Raw genomic sequence first — 21,899 nt, forward strand, 5'->3', positions numbered from 1 at the left:
GCGCGCGAAGGACGCGCGACGCGCGTTCGTTTCGATGCGGCGCCGCGTTTTGCGTTGCGGCGCAAAGGCGAGACGATAGCTTAAGCCTTCTATTTCGCCAAATAACGCCGATTCGTGCAAAAACCCAGGGTTTGCGCGGATACGATGTCTACTCCAAATTTGTATGATGACCCGATAACCTGACTAGTTCGCGACACCCTGTCCAACCGATCCGCCATGTTCGACAAGATTCCCGCGCGCGCTTTGAGCGACACAGTCGCGCAGCAACTGCTGAAGCAGATCGACAAGGGCACCTTTGCGCGCGGCGCCAGGCTGCCGACCGAAGCCGTGCTCGCGCAGCAGTTCGGCGTAAGCCGCACGGTGATTCGCGAGGCGCTGTCGCGACTGAAGAACGAGGGGGTGGTCGAGCCGCGCCAGGGCAGTGGCGTGTTCGTCGCCGGGCACGGCGCGATCCGCCCGCTGCGAATCGACTACGCGGAAGCCGTGGAGCCGGGCTCGGTCGTGCAGATCCTCGCGCTGCGTCGCGCGATCGAGGCGGAGGTCGCGTCGGAAGCCGCGATGCGCCGCAGCGATGCCGACATGGCCGCGATCGACGCCGCGCTCGCGCGCATCGAGCGCGCGGTCGGCAATGGCGAAGACGGCGTCGCCGAAGACGTCGCGTTTCATCGCGCGATCGCGGCGGCTACGGGCAATCCGTATTTCCTGAAGACGCTGACGTTCCTCAATCAGTACCTCGAAGCGGGCACGCTCGTCACGCGCCGCAACGAGGCGCTGCGCGAGGACTTCTCGCGGCAGGTGCGCGAGGAGCACGCGGCGATCGAGGCGGCGATTCGCGCCGGCGATCCGATGGCGGCGCGCAATGCCGCCCAGACGCATCTGTACAACGCCGCGCGGCGGCTTGCCGAGGCGGGCATCGTCTGACGCGCTGAAGGCGCGCGGTGATTCCGACGCGCGAACCCACGAATGCGGCACCAATCCATAGAGGTCATGCATGTCGAGAAATGTCGGTGTCATTGGTTTGGGGGCCATGGGGCTCGGCGTCGCGCGCTCGCTGTTGCGTGCGGGCTTCAGGGTCCACGCGTGCGACTTGCGGCGCGACGCGCTGCAGGCGTTCGTCGATGAAGGGGGCATCGGCTGTGCGACGCCCGCGGAGCTCGGCGCGCAATGCGAGGTCGTGATTACGCTGGTCGTGAATGCGGCGCAAACCGAGGCCGTGCTGTTCGGTGAGCACGGCGCGCTCGCGGCCATGAAGCCGGGCGGCGTCGTGATCGCGAGTGCCACGGTCGCGCCGGAGTTCGCGAGCGATCTCGGCAAGCGCGTCGAGGCGGCCGGTCTGCAGATGCTCGATGCGCCGGTGTCGGGCGGCGCGGCGCGCGCGGCGTCGGGCGAGATGACGATGATGACGTCCGGTCCCGCGGCCGCTTATGCCGCGTGCGAAGACGTGCTCGCCGCGATCGCCGGCAACGTGTATCGGCTTGGCGCCACGCATGGCGCAGGCTCGAAGGTGAAGATCATCAACCAGCTGCTGGCCGGCGTGCATATCGCGGTGGCCGCCGAGGCAATGGCGCTCGGCCTGCGCGAAGGTGTCGACCCGGACGCGCTGTACGACGTGATCACGCACAGCGCGGGCAATTCGTGGATGTTCGAGAACCGCGTGCCGCACATTCTCGCGGGCGACTACACGCCGCTGTCGGCGGTCGATATTTTCGTCAAGGACCTCGGCCTCGTGCTCGATACCGCGCGTCGCACAAAGTTTCCGCTGCCGCTGTCGGCGGCCGCGCATCAGATGTTCATGATGGCGTCGACGGCGGGCCACGGTGGCGAAGACGACTCGGCGGTCGTGAAGATTTTCCCAGGCATCGAATTGCCGACGAAGCAATAGGCGAGGGAGAGGTCATGACGGCTCAAACGAAACCCGCGCTGCTCGGCTGCATCGCCGACGACTTCACCGGCGCCACCGATCTCGCCAACATGCTCGTGCGCGGCGGCATGCGCACGGTGCAGACGATAGGCGTGCCCACCTCCAACGCAGCGCTCGGCGCCGACGCGCTCGTCGTCGCGCTGAAGTCGCGCACGATCCCGGCCGCCGACGCGGTCGCGCAATCGCTGGCCGCGCTCGCCTGGCTGCGCGCGCAAGGGTGCCGGCAATTCTTCTTCAAGTACTGCTCGACCTTCGATTCGACCGATGCGGGCAACATCGGCCCGGTGACCGATGCGTTGCTGAATGCGCTGTCCACCGAGTTCGCTGAGCGCGCGTCGTTCACGATCGCGTGTCCCGCGTTTCCCGAGAACGGCCGCGCGATTTTTCGCGGTCATCTGTTCGTCGGCGATGCGCTGCTGAACGAGTCGGGCATGGAAAACCATCCGCTGACGCCGATGCGCGACGCGAACCTCGTGCGCGTGCTGCGGCGGCAAACGCAATCGAAGGTCGGGCTCGTGCGTTACGACCAGCTCGCGCAAGGCGATGCGGCCGTGCGTGCCGCATTCGCCGCGTTGCGCGCCGACGGCGTGCGCATCGCGATTGCCGATGCGGTGTCCGACGCCGATTTGCACACGCTCGGCGCGGCCTGCGCGGATCTCGCGCTGATCACCGGCGGCTCCGGCGTCGCGCTTGGTCTGCCCGCCAACTTCCGGCGCGCGGGTCTGCTCGGCGAGCAAACCCATGCCGCGCAATTGCCGCGTATAGAAGGTTTGTCGGCGGTGCTCGCGGGCAGTGCGTCGACGGCGACCAACGCGCAGGTCGCCGCCTGGTGCGCGACACGGCCCGCGTTCCGCATCGATCCGCTCGCGGCGGCGCGCGGCGAGGACGTCGTCGGCGAGGCGCTCGCGTTCGCACAACAGCGTTTCGTGCACGCGGAAGCGGTGCTGGTCTATGCGACTGCATCGCCCGACGAAGTGCAGGCCGTGCAGCGCGAACTCGGCGTCAACGAGGCCGGGCTTCTGGTGGAGAAGACGTTGGCGGCGATTGCGCGCGGTCTGCGCGAACGGGGTGTGCGCAAGTTCGTCGTCGCGGGCGGCGAGACCTCGGGCGCCGTCGTGCAGGCGCTCGACGTGCGCATGCTGCGCATCGGCGCGCAGATCGATCCGGGCGTGCCGGCCACGGCGACGACCGAAGCGGAACCGCTCGCACTCGCGCTGAAATCCGGCAATTTCGGCGCCACGGACTTCTTCGACAAGGCCCTGCGCCATCTCGACGGAGCCGCGCAATGAGCGACGCACCGGCACTTCACACCTGCGCCGAAGCGCGCGTTCGCGAGGAAATCTGCGCGGTCGGCGCGAGCCTGTATCAACGCGGCTATACGGTCGGCAGCGCCGGCAACATCAGCGCGCGGCTCGACGACGGCTGGCTGATCACCCCGACCGACGCGTGCCTCGGCCGCCTCGATCCCACCGACATCGCGAAGGTCGATGCAAACGGTCACGCGGTGTCGGGCGGCAAGCCGTCGAAAACGCTGGCGCTGCATCGCGGTATCTATGCGCGCAACGGCGAGGCGCGCGGCATCGTCCATACCCATTCGACGCATCTGGTCGCATTGACGCTCGCGGGCGTGTGGAGCGAAGCGGACGTGCTGCCGCCGATCACACCGTACTACGTGATGAAAGTGGGCCACGTACCACTGATTCGCTACCAACGCCCGGGTGATCCCCGAGTGGCCGCGCAGATCGCTGCGCTGGCCGATCGAGTGCGCGCGGTGTTGCTCGAACGTCTGGGGCCGGTAGTGTGGGAGCGCTCGGTCGCGCACGCGTCGTATGCGCTCGAAGAACTCGAGGAGACCGCGCGCCTGTGGCTGATGACGAATCCGCGGCCCGCGCCACTCGACGCCGCCGCGATCGAAGAACTCCGTGCCGCGTTCGGCGCGCGCTGGTAGCAGCGCGCATGACCGATGAACGCCGCGCACCGTATCGCACTGTCTTGAAGGAGCTGCCGCCATGCCTCGCTTCGCCGCCAATCTGTCGATGATGTACAACGAGCACGCGTTCCTCGATCGCTTCGCCGCCGCCGCGCGCGACGGCTTCAACGCGGTCGAATTCCTGTTTCCCTACGAGTTCCGCACGGGCGAGCTGAAGGCGCGGCTCGACGCGCATGGCCTCACGCAGGCGCTGTTCAATGCGCCACCCGGCGACTGGAGCGGCGGCGAGCGCGGCCTTGCGTCGTTGCCGGGCCGTGAGGACGAGTTCCGCCGCGGCATCGACACGGCACTCGAGTACGCGCGCGTGCTCGGCAATCGCAAGCTGCATGTGATGGCGGGGTTGATCGCCGGCGATCAAGCGGGCGAAACGCAGCGCAAAACACAACGCGACGTGTACCTGAACAACCTCGCCTATGCCGCGCGGACCACGCAAGCCGAACAGATCACGGTCGTCATCGAGCCGATCAATACGCGCGACATGCCCGGCTATTTCCTCAATCGACAGGACGACGCGCAAGCGATCTGCGCCGAAGTCGGCGCGCCGAATCTGAAGGTGCAGTTCGATTGCTATCACTGCCAGATCGTCGAGGGCGATCTCGCGATGAAGCTCAAACGCGATATGGCCGGCATCGGTCACATCCAGGTTGCGGGTGTGCCCGAGCGGCACGAGCCCGACATCGGTGAGCTGAACTACCCGTACCTGTTCGATCTGATCGATGCGCTCGGCTACGACGGCTACATCGGCTGCGAATACCGGCCGCGCGCGGGGACCTCGGCGGGGCTTGGCTGGCTGAAGCCTTATCTCGATGCGGGGCGTTGACTCTTTCCGACAACCACTGACGGACACGTAACCATGAGAGTACTGATCACAGGCGGTGCCGGTTTTCTCGGCCAGCGTCTCGCGCGCGAGCTGCTCACGCGCGGCGCACTGAAAGATGCGCACGGCGCACCGCAAGCGATTACCGGTCTCGTGTTGCTCGACGTCGTGCGTGCACACGATTTCGGCGATGCGCGCGTGCGCACCGAAGTCGGCGATATCGCGGAGCGCAGTGTGCTCGAACGCGTGATCGATGATCAAACCTCGGTGATCTTTCATCTCGCTGCGATCGTCAGCGGCCAGGCCGAGGCGGACTTCGATCTCGGCATGCGCATCAATCTCGATGCGTCGCGGCTGCTGCTCGAAATCTGCCGGCAGCGCGGGCACCGACCGCGCGTCGTGTTCACCAGTTCGGTCGCGGTCTACGGTGGCGATCTGCCTGCAGTCGTGCAGGACGACACCGCGCTCAATCCGCAGTCGTCGTACGGCGCGCAGAAGGCTATCGCGGAGCTGCTGCTCAACGAATATTCGCGGCGCGGTTTCGTCGACGGCCGCGTGCTGCGGCTGCCGACCATCAGCGTGCGGCCGGGGCGGCCGAATGCGGCGGCGTCGTCGTTCGCGAGCGGCATCGTCCGCGAGCCGCTCAATGGCGAGGAGGCCGTGTGTCCGGTCGCCGGTTCGACGCGGCTGTGGTTGCTGTCGCCGCGCAAGGCGATCGAGAGTCTTATCGCCGGCCTCGAACTCGATGGCGCCGCGCTTGGCAAGCAACGCGTGCTGAACCTGCCGGGCTTGTCGGTCAGCGTCGACGAGATGATCGCGGCACTGCGCGAGGTCGCGGGCGAGGCGGTCGCAAACCGCATTGTGCGGCAGCCCGACGAGCGTATCGAGAAGATCGTCGGGAGCTGGCCGGGCGCGTGGGATACGTCGCGCGCCGAACGGCTCGGGCTCGCGACCGAGCGCAGTTTCGCGGACGTGATTCGCGGCTACATCGCCGATGAAGGAATCGAAGTTCACTGAAGATCACCCCCTCCGCGTATTCCCTGGTGTCGCCTGGCACGGCTGCGGCCGTGCTTGACATGCTTTCGCGCCCCCGCCTATTATCGAGGCTGTTTTGTTCGATATATGACCTTGTGTTCGTATATAGAACATGAGGCAGGGCGAAGAAGGGGCGGCAGCCGTATCGGTCGTCAATCCCAAGCCCATCGTTCACGATCTTGCGCTAAGCTGCTCCGACGTGACGGCCGCCGCGACGCCGCCGTTTTGCCGCCTCCCGCCCGCGGCCGTTGGCCCCCGGGCCGATGCCTCGGCGCATCGAACCGGCGTCATCGGTGCAAGGCCGGCCGAGGCGCAGCGCACGCAGCATCTCAACTGGAGACATCCCATGACCGAAGCATTCCTGTGCGACGCGATTCGCACCCCCATTGGCCGTTATGCGGGTTCGCTGTCGTCGGTGCGCGCCGACGATCTGGGCGCGGTGCCGCTCAAGGCGCTGATGGAGCGCAACAAGAACGTCGACTGGACCGCGATCGACGACGTCATCTACGGCTGCGCCAACCAGGCCGGTGACGACAACCGCAACGTCGCGCGCATGTCGCTGCTGCTCGCGGGTCTGCCGAAGGACGTGCCGGGCTCGACGGTCAACCGTCTGTGCGGCTCGGGCATGGATGCGGTCGGCATCGCCGCGCGCGCGATCAAGTCGGGCGAGGCCGCGCTGATGATTGCCGGTGGCGTCGAAAGTATGAGCCGCGCGCCGTTCGTGATGCCCAAGGCGACCAGCGCGTTCTCGCGTCAGAACGAGGTCTACGACACGACGATCGGCTGGCGTTTCGTGAATCCGCTGATGAAGAAGCTGTACGGCGTCGACTCGATGCCGGAAACCGGCGAAAACGTCGCGACCGACTACAACATCAGCCGCGCCGACCAGGACGCATTCGCGCTGCGCAGCCAGCAGAAGGCGGCGCGCGCGCAACGCGACGGCACGCTCGCGCAGGAGATCGTCGGCGTGACGATCGCGCAGAAGAAGGGCGATCCCATCACGGTCATGGAGGACGAGCATCCGCGCGAAACGAGCCTCGAAACGCTCGCGAAGCTGAAGGGCGTCGTGCGTCCGGACGGCACGGTTACGGCCGGTAACGCATCGGGCGTGAACGACGGCGCGGCGGCGTTGCTGCTTGCCAATGAAGAGACCGCGAAGCGCTTCGGCCTCACGCCGCGCGCCCGCGTGCTCGGTGTGGCCACCGCCGGAGTCGAGCCGCGCGTGATGGGCATCGGCCCGGCACCCGCCACGCAGAAGCTGCTCGCGCGTCTGGGCATGAAGATCGACCAGTTCGACGTGATCGAACTGAACGAAGCGTTCGCCTCGCAAGGTATCGCGGTGCTGCGCGCCCTCGGCGTTGCCGACGACGATCCCCGCGTGAACCCGAACGGCGGCGCGATTGCGCTCGGCCACCCGCTCGGCATGAGCGGCGCGCGTCTGGTGACGACCGCGACGTATCAGCTGCAACGCGCGCAGGGCCGCTTCGCGCTGTGCACGATGTGTATCGGCGTCGGCCAAGGCATCGCGATCGCGATCGAGCGCGTGTGATGCGTGAGTTGGTTTAGCGCGAGCTTCGGTCCCCGCGCTATGCGGGTCTCCGCGCAAGCTGAATAGTGAAAAGCAGAAGGGCCGGCGTCGAGACACGCCGGCCCTTTGTTTTGATCGCGCCTTGTTGCGCCGGGCGCAGGCGTTATGACGCCGCTTCGACGGTCAGATGCATGACCTCATGCACCGGCGCGAGCCGCGCGCGGATCGTCTCGGCCGTAACGCCGCCATGCGTGCGCACACTGACGATCGCGGCTCGCGCCTCCGGGCCGATCTGCCAGACGTGCAGGTCGGCGATCTCGGCGTCGCCGTGCGAATCCAGGATTTCGCGGATTTCGCCGGCCACGTGCTCGTCGGTTCTGTCGAGCAGCACGCCGGCCGTGTCGCGCATCAGCGTCCATGCCCAGCGCGCGATGACGATCGATCCGACGATGCCCATCAGCGGGTCCAGCCAGACCCACCCGAGATAGCGGCCGGCCAGCATGGCCACGATCGCCAGCACCGAGGTCAGCGCATCGGCGAGCACGTGCACGTAGGCGGAGCGCAGGTTGTTGTCGGACCCATGCGCATGGTCGTGATGATGGTGATGATCGTGATGCCCATGGTGCGCATGGCCGCCCGACAACAGCAGCGCGCTGACGATGTTCACGACCAGCCCGATCGCCGCAACCACCGCGGCCTGTCCGAACGCGACACCGGTGGGATGAACGAGCCGGACCGCCGATTCGATGCCGATGCCAAGCGACACCAGCGCGAGAATCAGCGCCGAAGCGAAGCCGGCAAGCTCGCCCACTTTTCCCGTTCCGAAACTGAACGCGCGGTTTGCCGAGTTGCGTCTCGCGAACGCATACGCGAGCGCGGCAATCCCGAGCGCGCCGGCATGCGTCGCCATGTGGAAGCCATCGGCGAGCAGCGCCATCGAGCCGGTCACGTAACCGGCCGCGATTTCGCCGATCATCATGACAACGGTGAGCGCGACGACGAAGTGGGTCCGGCGCGCGTTTTCGTCGTGCGAGCTGCCGAGAAACGAGTGCTCGTGTTTGTGGATCAGATGGTCAGTCATACAAACTTACTTCGAATAGCGGCGGATTGCGCCGATCAATGCATCAACTCCCTTCTTGCGCTGGCTGGCCGTCAGGTCCGGATGCGCGACATGCTCGCGCGCGTGCGCCTCGACGATCTCGTCGAGCAGGCCGTTCATTGCGCCGCGGGTCGCGGCCACCAGGTGCAGGACTTTTTCGCAATCGGCGTCGGACTCCAGTGAACGCTCGATAGCCTGAACCTGGCCCGCGATGCGACGAACGCGCTTCAATAAGCCGTCTTTGTGTATGCTCAGATGTGCCATACATATACCCCCTATAGGTATATAGGATAGCACGGTACTGAGATGGCGTTTCTGATGGCTGTCGGCGGCCATGCCGATGCATACGTCGGCAAATCGTTCGCGTCATACTGTTGGCCGTGGTTGTCCTGTAGGCGCAGAGTTCATGACGCCGGGCACGAATGCTGCGTAGCACGAAGCGATTGCGCTCGACGCGCATGACCGACCGTCAAGCCGTATTGATACCTTGCAGGAGGAGAACGCGGATGAAAACAGCGACGATAGCTGCAGTATTGGTCATCGCGGTGGTGGCCGCGGCCCCGCCGGCGCGAGCGCAGGACGACATGGCGAGCACCGCGCAAGCGATGCTCAGCGCGGCGCAGCCGGTGCATATGACGGCGGAGATCGTCGCCATCGATGCGGGCAACCGTTCGCTGACATTGAAGGGTCCGCATGGCGACGTCGCGATCGTGCTCGTCAGCCAGCAGGTCGCCGGTTTCGATCAGATGAAGATCGGCGATCGCGTCGACGTGCTGTACAAGAATGCGTTGCTCACCAAGGTCGAGAAGGCAAGCAGCGCGGGCAAGGGGATTCGCGAGCGGGTCGACCGGCGGAGCTATGCGCCGGCGTCGGGCGGGTACGAGACGGCGCGGCAGACCGAGGTGCTCGCGACCGTGCTGAAGATCGATCGCAAGCAGCGCCTCGTGACGCTGCGCGGCGCGTCTCAGACCCAGACCTTCGAAGCGGCGCCCGATGTCGATCTGAGCGACGTGAAGGTCGGCGACACCGTGCATGCGGCGTTCGTGTCGGCCGCCGCGGTGCAGGTGACGCCGGTCGGGCAGTGAGCGGTTGGGGCCGCAGTCCATTCCGGCGGCCGCATCTGTTTCGCAAACCATGTCGAAATATGTCGCGGGCTCCCGCCGAATGCTTGCAAAGCCTTGCCTGGCGGGCCCGCGTCGCGGCGAAACAGCGCGACATATGTTCCGTGATGATTTCCGCGGTGTGTCCTTCTATAGTCCGTTCGTCGCCACGCGGCAGTGACGCAAGTGGCCCGAATCCAGCAAGGACATACCGTGAAAAATCGTTCATTCGCAGGTTCCGAGAGGGTCTGCGCCAGCATGGCGCGAGGCGCGCTGCGCAAGGTCGTGCTCGGCGCGGCCGCCGCCGTGCTCGCGCTCGGCAGCGCATCGGCGTTCGCGTGGTCGGGTCACGGCACCGCGTACACGTCGCGCGGCGTCTATAACGGTGCGCACTACGGCTCGTGCGGCGGCGGTGGTAGCTGCTCGCACGCGGGCAGCGTGGCCGGCCCCTATGGCGGCTTCGCGAGCAACACTGGCACAGTCACGCGCACGGCGCCCGGCCAGTTCTCGAACTCGGGTACCGCGACGGGCCGCTACGGCAACTCGGTGCAGCACTCGGGCGACACCAGCTGCGCGGGCGGCTCCTGCTCGCATAGCGGCACGCTGGCCGGTCCCGACGGCAAAACGGCGACAACGTCCAGCGACGTGACGCGCACCGCGCCGGGCCAGTATTCGTCGTCAGGCTCGATCACCGGATCGAACGGCAATACGGTCAATCATTCTGCGTCGACGAATTGCGCGGGTTCGACCTGCGCGCGCTCGGGCACGGTGACGGGTCCGGACAACAACAACGTCTATCACTCAGGCACCGCGACGCGGGTCGCGCCCGGCGTCGTGACGACTTCGACGAGCGTGACCGGCACGCAAGGCCACACGGTGAGGTCGAGCGGTACGGTGGTAACAGGCGGCGTGGTGGTCGCGGGCGGGACCACGACGGCGACCGGTACGACCGTGGTCGTTGCGCCGAAGCCGGTGGTGGTCGTGGCGCCGCCCCCGCCGGTCGTCGTGCCGCCGCCGGTCGTGGTGACGCCTCCGCCGGCCTATGTTCCGCCGCCGATGGTGGTCGTGGCGCCGCCCCCGCCGCAGACCGTCTATGTCGCGCCGCGTCCCGTGTATGTCGCGCCGCGGGCTGCGGTCTGGGTGCCGGGCCATTGGGTCGGGCGCGTGTGGGTGCCGGCGCATTGGGCCTGACGATGAGCGCGGCGATGAGAATCAGAACCTGCGTAGAATCGTGGCGCTCACGTCGCGCCGCGCGGTGCGACGCGATGTGCGAAATGGCGGGCTCGTGTCCACCATCTGCTGAGGCGGAGCGTCACTCGCGAGCGCAAAGGGCTGCGCGGGGCGCGCTCCGCAAAACGGTCGCGCTCGCGACGATCGTCGTGGCGACGTTGCTGGCGATCAACGCAGTCATCGACGCCAGCGACGCCAACGACGACCTTCGCGCGAACCCCGCCGCCGGGGCGGCGAGCGACTGTTCCGCGCGCTACGCCGCGTTGCTCGATCTGGCCGAACTCGCGCGGCGTGACGGCAAATCGTCCGAGGTGGTCGTGCGTGGCTTGAGCCAGCAGAACGGGGCAATGAGCGAGTGCATACCTGCAGGCCGCGTCAGGCCTGCACCGCCATGACATTGAACGCGGCCGCGTCAGATCGCATTCCAGAAATATCGCGCCGGGGATCGGATTGAACACGTAGGCGTCGATGGGCTCGAATCCCAGCGATGCGTAGAGGCCGAGCGCCGCTTGCATCGTCGTCGGCAGTGTGTCGAGACGCATGCGGCGATAGCCCATCGCGAACAGCGAGAATCCCTTGAAGAGGTATCGGTCCTGATCCTGCGCAACCCAGTTTCTGGCCGATTCGTGAAACAGCCACGCCAGTGGCGCCACGCCGACGCTGCCGCGCCTGGGTGATGGCACTCTTACTCACAAACGACCCGTCGGCCACAGGTAACGCAAGGTCCAGTTCATCGACGAGCTCGCTGATTGACTGGTGTGTGGCTGATACCAACTGATGGATTGAATCGCTTGACCGGGTATTCGTGGAGGAGGCGCAAGATCAAACTATGTTTCAGCCAGGACTGGTGCATTGCAGAACATCTTTGTCAAAACGTTGCTCAAAATCGCTTCGGCCGAAGCGATCGACAGATCATTGGGCATCGTCATGTTGAAGTAGAGGATGCCGTCGACCAATGCGATAACGGCGAGCGCGTGGTCGGCGAAAGGGCCCGGCAACTGTATGTTGAGGCGCTTGCATAACTGCTCAGTGAAGTACGCGATCATGTCGCGCTTTTGCAGGCATAAGGCATTCACATGTTGTCGGAATTTCGCGTCACGCATGGCATGCAAACGTGCCTCAGCCCAGATGATGTAGTTGTTGTCGTCGCGATAGCACTGCGCGTACAACAAGGTGAGCTGCACTTGCAGGTTTTCGCTGGAAGGTGCGGCGTCTCGCAGCTTCTGCAAGTTTTCTTGCATGTTCTGGTGATCGAGACGGAGCAGTTCGACGAATAGATCGCTCTTGCTGCTGAAGTTCGAGTAAAACGCGCCGCGGGTATAGCCGGCCTGGGCTGCGATATCCTCCACGCTAGTCGCAGCAAACCCTTTTTCGGCGATGCTCGACGCTGCTGCGTCGAGCAAGCGCCGCCGGGTTCGCTCGCGACTTTCTTCTCGCGTCATTCGTTTGTGTGGCATGCGGCAAAGCGCTCATATGGCAAAGAACGATGGCCAAAATCCACGCTCCTGGCAAATCGTTGGGTGCGTAGGCTTGCTATTTGATGGCGACCGCTTCGGATTCGCGAGGTTGCCATCCGCCACCGAGTGCCTTGAAGGCAGCAACCGCTGCGCGTGCGGATTCCGTTTGCGCCTGCACCCGCTCATCCGAGGCGCGCAGCAGGTTGTCGTCGGCTTGCAGGACTTCAATCAGGCTGACGACACCTTTTTGATAGGCCGCAAACGAGGCGGCTCGCGCCCGGCCGAGCGAGTTCACTCCCTGGGCGAGAACGGCAGCCTGCTCCTCGCGCTTGACGAGTGCTGAAAAGGCGTTTTCTACATCCTCAGTTGCACGTAGTGCAGCGAGCCGATAGGCAGCCAACTGTTCCGCCTCCTGCCCCTTGGCCTGCCCGATCTGCGCATTGATGCGGCCGAAATCGAACAGACGCCAGCGCAGGCCCAGCACCCCGGCAGCCTGACTGGCGCCGCCGGTGAACAGATTGCCAGCGGCCATTGATGTTGCGCTGCCGATCAGTCCGCTCAGAGAGAGTTTCGGGTAATACTCGGCGATGGCCACGCCGATGCGCGCGTTCGATGCGGCGAGGCGACGCTCGGCCACGATCAGGTCGGGCCGGCGCCTGAGCAGCTCTCCCGGTGTTCCCGTGGCCGCGATCTGCGGGGCGGCCGGGATGTCGCCAGCTTCGACCAGCTCGGCCCGATGCGTGCCGGGCTGTGAGCCCAGCATCACATCCAGCGCGTTCATGGCCGCGTCGAGACCCGTCTCGAGCACTGGCACGGATGCCCGAACCTGAGCCAGCGCACCTTCAGCCTGGCTCACCTGAAGGTCGGCCGCCAATCCTTTGCTATACAGGAGGTTGATGGTCGAGAGCAGATCCTGCTGCGTCTGCACCTGCCGCCGTGCAACCTTCAGACGGGCCTGCAATCCACGAATCGTGATGTAAATATCGGCAGTCTGCGCCGCCACTGCCAGGCGCGTGGCCACCGCACCGGCTTCCGAAGCCTGGTATTCGGCAAGTGCCGCTTCCCGCCCGCGGCGCAGGCCTCCGAACACGTCCAGTTCCCAGCTCGCGTTGAAATTGGCCTCGTAATCATTGCCGTAGCGATCGAAACCGGGCGTCGAATTCAGGACTCGCCCCAAGGGGGTTTCAACCGACTGGTAGACTCGCGCCGCCTGCCCGCTGACAGTGCCGGACGGCAGCAGCGCGGCATTCGCCGCGCCAAGTCCCGCGCGCGCCTGCGAGACGCGAGCGGCGGCCTGCGCGAGGTCCAGGTTCTGTTCCAGCGCGAGCGTGACGAATCGTGTCAGTTGCGGATCATCGAAACCCGTCCACCACGTGACAAGGTCGGCCCTGGCCGCCGCGTGCCGGTGATCCACCGCGACCTGGCCCTGGAACTGCTCGGGCATGGCCACGTTGGGCCGGACATAATCGGGGCCTACAGCGCAGCCAGCCGAGAGACTGGCGACAATAACCGCGGCAAGGATGGGTTTGGGTAGCATGAGCGTCTTCGCAAGATTCCGGTGGTGACTATAATACCAAATAGTCACTGGTTGTCCATTCCTGTATGCTATACCCATGAAAAAAGCCACCACTTCGCCCATCCCGGCGCGCGGCCCCGCTGACCACGAGGTACGGGATCAGATCGTTGTCGCCGCCACCGAGCACTTCAGCCGGTATGGCTACGAGAAAACGACGGTGTCCGACCTCGCCAAGGCGATCGGGTTTTCCAAGGCCTACATCTACAAGTTCTTCGAGTCCAAGCAGGCCATTGGCGAGATGATTTGCGCGAACTGCCTGCACGAGATCGAAACCGAGGTCAGGTTGGCCGTCGCACAGACCGATCTGCCACCGGAGAAGCTGCGGCGGATGTTCAACGTCTTCACGGAAGCGAGCCTCCGTCTGTTTTTCCAGGACCGCAAGCTCTACGAGATTGCCGCATCGGCGGCCACGGAGAACTGGCAGGCGGTGCTTGCGTATGAAGAGCGCGTCCAGAAGCTGCTTCGGGACGTCCTCCAGGAGGGTCGGCAAAGCGGGGACTTCGAGCGCAAAACCCCCCTCGATGAGACTGCGATGGCGATCTATCTGGTGTTGCGCCCCTACCTCAACCCAATGCTCCTGCAGTACAGCTTCGATTACACCAAGGTCGCGCCTGCACAACTGTCCAGTCTCGTGCTCCGCAGTCTGTCGCCTTGACGGAAATTTCGGTTTGTGACCATTGACTAAGTTGGTCACTAGAACCATAATGAAAGCCCCGATCACTCCGTCAATGGGTCTTTCATGCTCCGGCGTCGCCTTGCTACCTCTACAGTCGTCTGTGCACTGGCACTTGCGCTAGCCGCCTGCGGCGCAAAAGCACCGTCCGATCCGCGCACCGAAGCGCCCCTGGTGCGCACCGCCATCGCTCAGGCGGCGATCCCCGCCTCCCGTTCGTTTACCGGAACCGTCGCCGCGCGCGTGCAGAGCGAGCTGGGATTTCGCGTCTCCGGCAAGGTGCTCGAGCGGCTGGTGGATGCCGGGCAAACCGTCAAACGCGGCCAGCTGCTGATGCGCCTCGACCCCATCGATCTGAGGCTTGCCGCGCAGGCCCGGCAGGACGCGGTCACCGCCGCGCGAGCACGGGCGCAGCAGACCGCGCAGGACGAAGAGCGCTACCGCGACCTGCGCGGCACCGGCGCGATATCGGCATCGGCCTACGACCAGATCAAGGCGGCGGCCGATGCCGCCAAGGCCCAGCTCAGCGCGGCCGAGGCTGACGCCGACGTTGCGCGCAACGCGACGGGTTACGCCGGGCTGGTGGCGGACGGCGACGGTGTCGTGATGGAAACGCTGGCCGAGCCGGGCCAGGTCGTCAGCGCCGGCCAGCCCGTGGTACGCCTGGCCCACGCCGGGCGCCGCGAGGCTGTCATCCAGCTACCCGAAACCCTGCGCCCCGCAATCGGTTCGGTCGCCCAGGCCACGCTGTTCGGCAACGGCGGTGTTAGCGTTCCGGCGACGCTGCGCCAGCTTTCGGATACGGCGGATCCTCGTACCCGGACCTTTGAAGCGCGGTATGTGCTGCAGGGAGAGCTGGCCGACGCCCCACTGGGCGCCACGGTGACGGTCCAGATTCCGGACGCGCATTCCGCGATGCAAGGCGGTTTGCAGGTGCCGATCGGCGCGCTGTTTGACGCGGGCAAGGGACCGGGGGTGTGGGTCATCAACGGCGAGCCGGCAAGGGTTTCCTGGCGGCCGGTTACTGTCGAACATCTGGGCGACGATAGTGCTCGCGTCGCCGGTGAGATCAGGCAAGGCGACCGGATCGTCGCGCTCGGCGCGCAGCTGCTGCGCGAAGGCGAGCAGGTCCGGATGACAAGTCAAGCGGTCGCCATGACGGCCGAGGGAGCCCGTCCGTGAGCGAAGGCCGTTTCAACCTGTCGGCGCTCGCCGTGCGCGAGCGCTCCATCACCCTGTTCCTGATCTGCCTGATTTCACTGGCCGGGCTCGTTTCGTTCTTCAAGCTGGGCCGGGCGGAAGACCCCGCGTTCACGGTCAAGGTGATGACCATCATCACCGCCTGGCCGGGAGCCACGGCGCAGGAAATGCACGATCAGGTCGCCGAGAAGATCGAAAAGCGCATGCAGGAGCTGCGCTGGTACGACCGGACCGAGACCTACACACGGCCTGGGCTGGCCTTCACGACCTTGACCCTGCTCGACAGCACGCCGCCGTCGGAAGTACAGGAACAGTTCTACCAGGCCCGGAAAAAAATCGGCGACGAAGCAGCCAACCTGCCGGCTGGCGTGATCGGGTCGATGGTCAATGACGAATATGCGGACGTCACGTTTGCCCTCTTCGCCCTGAAGGCCAGGGGCGAACCGCAGCGCCTGCTAGTGCGCGATGCGGAGACGCTGCGCCAACGGTTGCTCCACGTGCCGGGCGTGAAGAAGGTCGACATCATCGGCGAGCAGTCGGAGAGAATCTATATCGAGCTCTCACATGACCGGCTGGCAACGCTGGGCGTGAGCCCCCAGGACGTGTTCGCGGCGCTCAACGGTCAGAACGCCCTGACGCCGGCCGGCTCCGTGGAGACCAAAGGTCCGGAGCTGTTCATTCGTCTGGACGGTGCCTTTGACAACCTGCAGAAGATCCGCGACACGCCGGTCGTAGCGCAGGGCCGCACGCTGAAGCTGTCGGACATTGCCACCGTTACGCGTGGTTATGAAGATCCGGCGACGTTCATGATCCGCAACAACGGCGAACCTGCACTGCTGCTGGGCATCGTCATGCGCGACGGCTGGAACGGGCTCGACCTCGGCAAGGCGCTGGACAGCGAGGTCGGCGCAATCAACGCCGGGCTGCCGCTGGGCATGAGCCTCACCAAAGTCACCGATCAAGCCGTCAACATTCATTCGGCGGTCGACGAGTTCATGCTCAAGTTTTTCGTCGCGCTGCTGGTGGTCATGCTGGTGAGTTTCGTCAGCATGGGCTGGCGGGTGGGCCTCGTCGTTGCCGCGGCCGTACCGCTGACACTCGCGGTGGTGTTCGTCGTGATGGCCGCGACCGGCAAGAACTTCGATCGCATCACGCTCGGATCGCTGATCCTCGCGCTCGGCCTGCTCGTGGACGACGCGATCATCGCGATCGAAATGATGGTGGTAAAGATGGAGGAAGGCTACAGCCGCATCGCCGCCTCCGCCTACGCGTGGAGCCATACGGCCGCGCCGATGCTGGCGGGCACGCTGGTGACCGCCGTCGGCTTCATGCCCAATGGCTTCGCGCGCTCCACGGCCGGCGAATACACCAGCAACATGTTCTGGATCGTCGGCATCGCACTGATCGCATCGTGGGTCGTCGCCGTGGTCTTCACGCCCTACCTGGGTGTGAAGATGCTGCCCGACTTCAAAAAGGTCGAAGGCGGTCACGACGCGATCTACGACACGCCGCGCTACAACCGCTTCCGTCAGCTGCTCACGCGCGTCATCGCGCGCAAATGGCTGGTCGCCGGTTCGGTCGTGGGCCTCTTCGTCCTGGCCATCCTCGGCATGGGCGTGGTCAAAAAACAGTTTTTCCCGATCTCCGACCGTCCCGAAGTGCTGGTCGAGGTGCAGATGCCCTATGGCACGTCGATCTCGCAAACCAGCGCCGCCACGACGAAGGTCGAAGCGTGGCTCGCGAAGCAGAAGGAAGCCAGGATCGTCACCGCGTACGTCGGGCAAGGCGCGCCACGCTTTTACCTGGCGATGGGGCCGGAACTGCCCGATCCGTCGTTTGCCAAGATCGTGGTGCGCACGGACAGCCAGGATGAGCGCGACGCATTGAAGCAGCGACTGCGTCAGGCAGTCTCCAACGGTCTCGCCCCCGAGGCGCGCGTGCGGGTTACGCAACTCGTATTCGGTCCATATTCGCCGTTCCCGGTCGCCTACCGTATCTCTGGCCCGGACCCGGACAAGCTGCGCGGTATTGCGGGAGAAGTTGAGCAGGGGATGGAGGCCAGTCCGATGATGCGTACGGTCAACGCTGACTGGGGTACGCGCACGCCCACGCTGCACTTCACGTTGCAGCAGGACCGTCTGCAGGCGGTGGGGCTGACATCCAGCGCCGTGGCGCAACAACTGCAATTCCTGCTAACCGGCGTGCCCGTCACCGCCGTGCGTGAGGATATTCGAACCGTGCAGGTCATCGCGCGTTCGGCCGGCGATGTTCGTCTCGACCCGGCGCGGCTCGGCGACTTCACGCTGGCTGGCGCGAACGGGCAACGCATTCCGCTGTCGCAGGTGGGCAAGGTCGACGTGCGCATGGAGGAACCAATCATGCGCTGGCGGGACCGCGTGCCGACGATCACGGTACGGGGCGACATTGCCGACAACCTTCAGCCGCCGGACGTATCGACGGCGATCACCAGGCAGCTTCAACCCATCATCGCCAGGCTTCCGACCGGCTACCGTATCGAAGAGGCGGGCTCCATCGAGGAATCGGCTAAAGCGACGAAAGCCATGTTGCCGCTCTTCCCGATCATGCTGGCGGTTACGCTCATCATCATCATCTTCCAGGTGCGCTCGATCTCCGCAATGGTGATGGTGTTCCTGACCAGCCCGCTGGGCTTGATCGGGGTGGTGCCGACGTTGATCCTGTTCAGGCAGCCGTTCGGCATCAATGCGCTGGTCGGTCTCATCGCGCTATCGGGCATCCTGATGCGCAACACGCTGATCCTGATCGGACAGATTCACCAGAACGAGCAGGCGGGGCTGGATCCGTTCAGTGCGGTCGTCGAAGCCACCGTGCAGCGTGCCAGACCGGTGATCCTGACGGCCATGGCGGCGATCCTCGCTTTCATCCCGCTGACCCATTCGGTGTTCTGGGGAACCCTCGCGTACACGCTGATCGGCGGTACGTTCGCCGGGACGATTCTGACCCTGGTCTTCCTGCCGGCGATGTATTCGATCTGGTTCAAGATTCGACCCGAGCGTATCGCCGGCTTGCGCAAAGATCGGCATGAGCAGGTGCAGCCTTCCGAGCGAACGCTGCAGGACGCGCTCGACGCGGGCAGTTAAAAAAACACCATCAATTCACCTGAAGGGAGCTGTTCATGTCGAATTCCACTGTTGTGGTTGTTACCGGCGTCTCATCGGGTATCGGACGCGCCGCTGCCGAGAAGTTTGCCCGGCGGGGGTGCCGCGTATTTGGCACCGTGCGCAGCATCGCAAAAGCGGCGCCTATCTCGGGAGTCGAGCTTGTCGAGATGGATGTTCGCAACGATGCTTCGGTCCAGGCTGGAATCCAGTCCGTCATCGATCGCGCCAGGCGAATCGACGTGCTCGTCAACAATGCAGGAACGAGCATGATTGGCGCGGTCGAGGAAACGTCGACTGCCGAAGCCTCGTCTCTGTTCGATACCAATGTATTCAGCATTCTGCGCGCGACACAGGCTGTACTCCCCCACATGCGGGCACAACGCGGTGGAAGGATCGTCAATGTCAGTTCGGTGCTCGGGTTTCTCCCGGCGCCCTACATGGGACTCTATTCGGCGTCCAAGCACGCTGTGGAAGGGCTGACCGAAACCCTGGATCATGAGGTGCGCCAGTTCGGCATACGCGCAACGCTGGTCGAACCGACTTTTACCAGGACCAATCTCGACATCAATGCGCCCCAGGCGGGTTCGAAAATCGCCGACTATGACCGCGAGCGTGCCCTTGCAATGAGCGCAGTCGTGAACAGTGTCAAAGGTGCCCCCGAGCCCGAGGGCGTGGCAAACACGATTGTCGAAGCGGCGCTTGGCGCCTGGCGGATGCGTCGCACGCCTGCCGGACAGGCGTCGTTGCTCAGCAAGTTACGCCGCTTTATGCCCGCTGGTCCCGTCGATTCAAGCTTGAGGAAAACATTCGGCCTTGGTTGAAGCGCTCGTCCACGCATCACATTGCGGCCAAGGTTCGACGAGTCCCTGTTTCTGAAAAAGGCGTGCGACCGCTGATTTGCGCAAACCCTGATACTTCGCCGCTTCGCACCGGCAGCCGTCGTCCAATGGCTTATAAGCGAAGAAGTAAGTTAGCCTTTCGTAACGATCAAGGGAGGGAGCGAAATGGCCGAAAAACTTTATCCCGTAAGACTTTGAGGAAGCCTTTCAGTGGTTTATAGAAGATACGCTTGCTCGCAGATCGTGTCGTCGATCGGACGCATCGCGACGCAGCCGACGATACCGCCAGGATCGGCGCCCGCGCCGTTGCTCGCGAGCAGCACGCGGCCGCGCGGCGCCGCGAATTTGCCTGGCAGGCTGGCGAGTTCGGCGTCGAATTGCTGGAAGCCGAGATCGATGCCGAAACTGTCCGCGGGCTCGCGGAAGATGGTCCGTACAGCCTCGATCTGCTCGGGGAAGCGGGCAGTGTGCAGATGGATCATGCGATGGGTCGGGTCATTGAACGCGCAGCGGAAACCGGATCTCGAACGTGGTCCCCACGTCCTCGCGCGACGCAAACTCGATCTGCCCATCGAGCACGCGGCATAGCTCCCTGACGATCGCGAGCCCGAGCCCCGTGCCCGGAATCTCGTCGCAGGCCGCGCGCTCGAACTCATCGAATACGCGCGCCGCGTCGGCGGGCGCAATGCCGACGCCGGTGTCGGAGACGCGAATCGCCCAGTGTTCGGCGCCATGCATCGCGAACCGGATTTCGACTTGCCCCGACTTCGTGTACTTGATCGCGTTGGTCAACAGATTGACCGCGATCTGCTTGAGCTTCAGCCGATTCGACGTGACGACCGGCAGCGCCGCGTCGAACGCGCTGCGCAACGCAAGCCCTTTCGCCTCGATCGACGGTCGCGTCGACGCGACGAGTTCGTCGAAGAGTTCGCGCAAATCGACGTCTTCGAGCACGAGCGGGGCGGCGTCTCCGAGTACGACCGAGTACTCGACCATCTGGTCGACCAGTTGCTTCATGTCGGCAGCCTGACGGTTCGCGAGCGTCAATGCGGTATCGGCTTTCGACGGCGCTCGCTCGATCAGTTGCAGCGCGATCGAAAACGCGTTGAGGAAATTGCGCAGATCGTGCACGACGCTGCGCGTGATCTGCATCCGCGATTCATATAGATCGCCGACCAGCCGTTGCTCGAGCGTCAATTCGTGATTCGCGCGTTCGAGCCGTCCCGTGTATTCGTCGATCTTGCGATCGCGCTCGGCGACCACTTCCTTGATCGACTCATACCTGACCACGCTGAATGCTTCGGCGATCAGGCGGCGCGCGCGGCTCTCGTGACGGCGCGTGCACGTCCGGTCGCGCTCGACGAACTCTTCGAGCGCTTCGAAGATCACCTGCTGAAAGAGGTCCAGTTCGCGCACCAGCTCTTCGATCCGGTAGCCCTGCTGCCAACGGACCTTGCCGTGCTTCTTCGCGTCGCGCTCGATCGACGTTTCGACGCGCTCGAGATCTTCTGCATCGAGCACCCGGTACAGCTCGTCGAGAATATCCGGCAGATGGTCGGCCAGTTGCCGATAAGTGAGCTTGTCCGCTTCGACGAGATCGGCGTCGGCGGAAACGGCATGCATCCATTGCCGCGTCAGGCCGCCCCGTTCCGCGCGGATGAAGTTGGCGAAGTTGCGCAGCGGGCTCACGCGTCTGTCGGTCATGATGGATACCGGAATGGAGTTTCTACAACATACAACGCGCGAACGGTCCGAACGCCTCGATTTGCGCAGGCACCGCAAACCTGTTTCGCTGCCGATCGGCCAGGCGACCCGACGCGCGCCGGCAACCCGCGTCATTATCCGCGTAATTGCCGTTCGTGGAACATCTCTTGCGAGACTCTGATCAGACAAGAAGGCAAATTTCGTCCGCAAAACATGATGTATTCGATCTTGCTGGTCGACGACGAACCGGAAATTCTAGCCGCATGGCGGTTGATTCTGGAGAGCGAAGGGTATGAGGTGAGTTGCGCGAGCAACGGCGCCGAAGCACTCGCTTGTGTCGTCGCTCACGTTCCCGACCTGATTGTTACGGACTGGATGATGCCGGTCATGGACGGCGCGGAGTTATGCCGCCGTTTGAAATCGATGCCGCTATCCGTCAACGTACCGATTCTGGTCCATACCGCGGTGCCGCCTTCGGGCAGCGATGCGCATTACTGCAGCGCATGTCTGCTGAAGCCGATCGGCGCGGATCTCTTTCTGACCACGATCGCGCAGCTCTGCGCGCCACGATGCTGATATGGCACGCGTCG

Annotated in this window: 21 protein-coding genes; 15 read left to right on the forward strand and 6 right to left on the reverse strand. The window is 64.6% G+C overall.

Going from position 1 to position 21,899, the window contains the following annotated elements; genetic code table 11:
• The first annotated feature begins 216 nt into the window (after window positions 1-216).
• The 7 genes from OKW41_RS08640 to pcaF all read left to right on the forward strand — a co-directional run bounded on the left by OKW41_RS08640 (window position 217) and on the right by pcaF (window position 7,312).
• The gene (locus OKW41_RS08640) at window positions 217-921 is read left to right on the forward strand and encodes a FadR/GntR family transcriptional regulator (RefSeq protein ID WP_429572189.1); all 705 of its coding nucleotides are present in this window, start codon (window positions 217-219) and stop codon (window positions 919-921) included.
• 70 nt (window positions 922-991) lie between these two features.
• A complete protein-coding gene (ltnD, locus tag OKW41_RS08645) occupies window positions 992-1,882 on the forward strand; it encodes an L-threonate dehydrogenase (RefSeq protein WP_429565129.1) in 891 nt (296 codons plus the stop codon).
• A 14-nt stretch (window positions 1,883-1,896) separates the two neighbouring features.
• The gene (otnK, locus tag OKW41_RS08650; protein WP_429572190.1) at window positions 1,897-3,210 is read left to right on the forward strand and encodes a 3-oxo-tetronate kinase; all 1,314 of its coding nucleotides are present in this window, start codon (window positions 1,897-1,899) and stop codon (window positions 3,208-3,210) included.
• Entirely contained in the window at window positions 3,207-3,869 is a 663-nt protein-coding gene (locus OKW41_RS08655; RefSeq protein WP_429572191.1) for an aldolase, read from the forward strand. The genes otnK and OKW41_RS08655 overlap by 4 nt, the downstream gene beginning before the upstream one ends.
• Window positions 3,870-3,930: 61 nt before the next feature.
• Entirely contained in the window at window positions 3,931-4,731 is an 801-nt protein-coding gene (gene otnI / locus OKW41_RS08660) for a 2-oxo-tetronate isomerase (protein WP_429572192.1), read from the forward strand.
• A 33-nt stretch (window positions 4,732-4,764) separates the two neighbouring features.
• Complete coding sequence (gene denD / locus OKW41_RS08665) at window positions 4,765-5,745, forward strand: D-erythronate dehydrogenase (RefSeq protein WP_429572193.1); 981 nt, start codon at window positions 4,765-4,767, stop codon at window positions 5,743-5,745.
• A 364-nt stretch (window positions 5,746-6,109) separates the two neighbouring features.
• Complete coding sequence (gene pcaF / locus OKW41_RS08670; protein WP_429572194.1) at window positions 6,110-7,312, forward strand: 3-oxoadipyl-CoA thiolase; 1,203 nt, start codon at window positions 6,110-6,112, stop codon at window positions 7,310-7,312.
• Between the two features lie 142 nt (window positions 7,313-7,454).
• On the opposite strand, the gene dmeF is transcribed toward pcaF, so the two are convergent.
• Both dmeF and OKW41_RS08680 read right to left on the reverse strand, forming a co-directional pair.
• Window positions 7,455-8,372, reverse strand: a complete 918-nt coding sequence (gene dmeF, locus OKW41_RS08675) for a CDF family Co(II)/Ni(II) efflux transporter DmeF (protein ID WP_429572195.1) — start codon at window positions 8,370-8,372, stop codon at window positions 7,455-7,457.
• A gap of 6 nt (window positions 8,373-8,378) precedes the next feature.
• Complete coding sequence (locus OKW41_RS08680) at window positions 8,379-8,726, reverse strand: metal/formaldehyde-sensitive transcriptional repressor (RefSeq protein ID WP_429446287.1); 348 nt, start codon at window positions 8,724-8,726, stop codon at window positions 8,379-8,381.
• A 170-nt stretch (window positions 8,727-8,896) separates the two neighbouring features.
• Between OKW41_RS08680 and OKW41_RS08685 the strand changes: the two genes are divergently transcribed.
• The 3 genes from OKW41_RS08685 to OKW41_RS08695 all read left to right on the forward strand — a co-directional run bounded on the left by OKW41_RS08685 (window position 8,897) and on the right by OKW41_RS08695 (window position 11,115).
• Entirely contained in the window at window positions 8,897-9,475 is a 579-nt protein-coding gene (locus tag OKW41_RS08685; RefSeq protein ID WP_429446289.1) for a copper-binding protein, read from the forward strand.
• Between the two features lie 273 nt (window positions 9,476-9,748).
• Window positions 9,749-10,681, forward strand: a complete 933-nt coding sequence (locus OKW41_RS08690) for a hypothetical protein (RefSeq protein ID WP_429573370.1) — start codon at window positions 9,749-9,751, stop codon at window positions 10,679-10,681.
• A 14-nt stretch (window positions 10,682-10,695) separates the two neighbouring features.
• Complete coding sequence (locus OKW41_RS08695; RefSeq protein ID WP_429572196.1) at window positions 10,696-11,115, forward strand: hypothetical protein; 420 nt, start codon at window positions 10,696-10,698, stop codon at window positions 11,113-11,115.
• 432 nt (window positions 11,116-11,547) lie between these two features.
• Here OKW41_RS08695 and OKW41_RS08700 read toward each other — a convergent pair whose 3' ends face one another.
• Both OKW41_RS08700 and OKW41_RS08705 read right to left on the reverse strand, forming a co-directional pair.
• Window positions 11,548-12,177 (reverse strand): TetR/AcrR family transcriptional regulator, encoded by a 630-nt coding sequence (locus OKW41_RS08700; protein ID WP_429572197.1) that lies wholly within the window; start codon window positions 12,175-12,177, stop codon window positions 11,548-11,550.
• A 76-nt stretch (window positions 12,178-12,253) separates the two neighbouring features.
• On the reverse strand, window positions 12,254-13,714 hold the full coding sequence (locus tag OKW41_RS08705) for an efflux transporter outer membrane subunit (protein WP_429572198.1): 1,461 nt from the start codon (window positions 13,712-13,714) through the stop codon (window positions 12,254-12,256).
• A gap of 76 nt (window positions 13,715-13,790) precedes the next feature.
• Here OKW41_RS08705 and OKW41_RS08710 point away from each other — a divergent pair, with 76 nt between their 5' ends.
• The 4 genes from OKW41_RS08710 to OKW41_RS08725 all read left to right on the forward strand — a co-directional run bounded on the left by OKW41_RS08710 (window position 13,791) and on the right by OKW41_RS08725 (window position 19,587).
• A complete protein-coding gene (locus OKW41_RS08710) occupies window positions 13,791-14,408 on the forward strand; it encodes a TetR/AcrR family transcriptional regulator (RefSeq protein ID WP_429446301.1) in 618 nt (205 codons plus the stop codon).
• A gap of 84 nt (window positions 14,409-14,492) precedes the next feature.
• Window positions 14,493-15,608, forward strand: a complete 1,116-nt coding sequence (locus OKW41_RS08715; RefSeq protein ID WP_429572199.1) for an efflux RND transporter periplasmic adaptor subunit — start codon at window positions 14,493-14,495, stop codon at window positions 15,606-15,608.
• Window positions 15,605-18,745, forward strand: a complete 3,141-nt coding sequence (locus OKW41_RS08720; RefSeq protein WP_429572200.1) for an efflux RND transporter permease subunit — start codon at window positions 15,605-15,607, stop codon at window positions 18,743-18,745. Before OKW41_RS08715 ends, OKW41_RS08720 begins: the two co-directional genes overlap by 4 nt.
• A gap of 35 nt (window positions 18,746-18,780) precedes the next feature.
• Window positions 18,781-19,587, forward strand: a complete 807-nt coding sequence (locus tag OKW41_RS08725) for an oxidoreductase (protein ID WP_184060687.1) — start codon at window positions 18,781-18,783, stop codon at window positions 19,585-19,587.
• Window positions 19,588-19,820: 233 nt separating this feature from the next.
• On the opposite strand, the gene OKW41_RS08730 is transcribed toward OKW41_RS08725, so the two are convergent.
• Window positions 19,821-20,087 carry a hypothetical protein gene (locus OKW41_RS08730; protein WP_429572201.1) on the reverse strand — a complete coding sequence of 89 codons (267 nt, stop codon included), beginning with the start codon at window positions 20,085-20,087 and terminating at the stop codon, window positions 19,821-19,823.
• A gap of 13 nt (window positions 20,088-20,100) precedes the next feature.
• Entirely contained in the window at window positions 20,101-21,309 is a 1,209-nt protein-coding gene (locus OKW41_RS08735; protein ID WP_429572202.1) for a sensor histidine kinase, read from the reverse strand.
• Window positions 21,310-21,522: 213 nt separating this feature from the next.
• Between OKW41_RS08735 and OKW41_RS08740 the strand changes: the two genes are divergently transcribed.
• The gene (locus tag OKW41_RS08740; protein WP_429572203.1) at window positions 21,523-21,885 is read left to right on the forward strand and encodes a response regulator; all 363 of its coding nucleotides are present in this window, start codon (window positions 21,523-21,525) and stop codon (window positions 21,883-21,885) included.
• Window positions 21,886-21,899 lie beyond the last annotated feature (14 nt).

Source organism: Paraburkholderia sp. UCT70 (assembly GCF_050434085.1).
Classification (GTDB): domain Bacteria; phylum Pseudomonadota; class Gammaproteobacteria; order Burkholderiales; family Burkholderiaceae; genus Paraburkholderia; species Paraburkholderia tuberum.

Bases quoted from the DNA above. Each gene is read 5' to 3' on its own strand.
- OKW41_RS08690 (WP_429573370.1), top strand. From the start codon at position 9,749: ATGGCGCGAGGCGCGCTGCGCAAGGTCGTGCTCGGCGCGGCCGCCGCC.
- OKW41_RS08700 (WP_429572197.1), bottom strand. From the start codon at position 12,177: ATGCCACACAAACGAATGACGCGAGAAGAAAGTCGCGAGCGAACCCGG.
- OKW41_RS08680 (WP_429446287.1), bottom strand. From the start codon at position 8,726: ATGGCCGCCGACAGCCATCAGAAACGCCATCTCAGTACCGTGCTATCC.
- otnK (WP_429572190.1), top strand. From the start codon at position 1,897: ATGACGGCTCAAACGAAACCCGCGCTGCTCGGCTGCATCGCCGACGAC.
- OKW41_RS08740 (WP_429572203.1), top strand. From the start codon at position 21,523: ATGATGTATTCGATCTTGCTGGTCGACGACGAACCGGAAATTCTAGCC.
- OKW41_RS08705 (WP_429572198.1), bottom strand. From the start codon at position 13,714: ATGCTACCCAAACCCATCCTTGCCGCGGTTATTGTCGCCAGTCTCTCG.
- denD (WP_429572193.1), top strand. From the start codon at position 4,765: ATGAGAGTACTGATCACAGGCGGTGCCGGTTTTCTCGGCCAGCGTCTC.
- OKW41_RS08710 (WP_429446301.1), top strand. From the start codon at position 13,791: ATGAAAAAAGCCACCACTTCGCCCATCCCGGCGCGCGGCCCCGCTGAC.
- OKW41_RS08725 (WP_184060687.1), top strand. From the start codon at position 18,781: ATGTCGAATTCCACTGTTGTGGTTGTTACCGGCGTCTCATCGGGTATC.
- OKW41_RS08730 (WP_429572201.1), bottom strand. From the start codon at position 20,087: ATGATCCATCTGCACACTGCCCGCTTCCCCGAGCAGATCGAGGCTGTA.
- dmeF (WP_429572195.1), bottom strand. From the start codon at position 8,372: ATGACTGACCATCTGATCCACAAACACGAGCACTCGTTTCTCGGCAGC.
- OKW41_RS08655 (WP_429572191.1), top strand. From the start codon at position 3,207: ATGAGCGACGCACCGGCACTTCACACCTGCGCCGAAGCGCGCGTTCGC.
- OKW41_RS08715 (WP_429572199.1), top strand. From the start codon at position 14,493: ATGCTCCGGCGTCGCCTTGCTACCTCTACAGTCGTCTGTGCACTGGCA.
- otnI (WP_429572192.1), top strand. From the start codon at position 3,931: ATGCCTCGCTTCGCCGCCAATCTGTCGATGATGTACAACGAGCACGCG.
- OKW41_RS08695 (WP_429572196.1), top strand. From the start codon at position 10,696: ATGAGAATCAGAACCTGCGTAGAATCGTGGCGCTCACGTCGCGCCGCG.
- OKW41_RS08685 (WP_429446289.1), top strand. From the start codon at position 8,897: ATGAAAACAGCGACGATAGCTGCAGTATTGGTCATCGCGGTGGTGGCC.
- pcaF (WP_429572194.1), top strand. From the start codon at position 6,110: ATGACCGAAGCATTCCTGTGCGACGCGATTCGCACCCCCATTGGCCGT.
- OKW41_RS08735 (WP_429572202.1), bottom strand. From the start codon at position 21,309: ATGACCGACAGACGCGTGAGCCCGCTGCGCAACTTCGCCAACTTCATC.
- ltnD (WP_429565129.1), top strand. From the start codon at position 992: ATGTCGAGAAATGTCGGTGTCATTGGTTTGGGGGCCATGGGGCTCGGC.
- OKW41_RS08640 (WP_429572189.1), top strand. From the start codon at position 217: ATGTTCGACAAGATTCCCGCGCGCGCTTTGAGCGACACAGTCGCGCAG.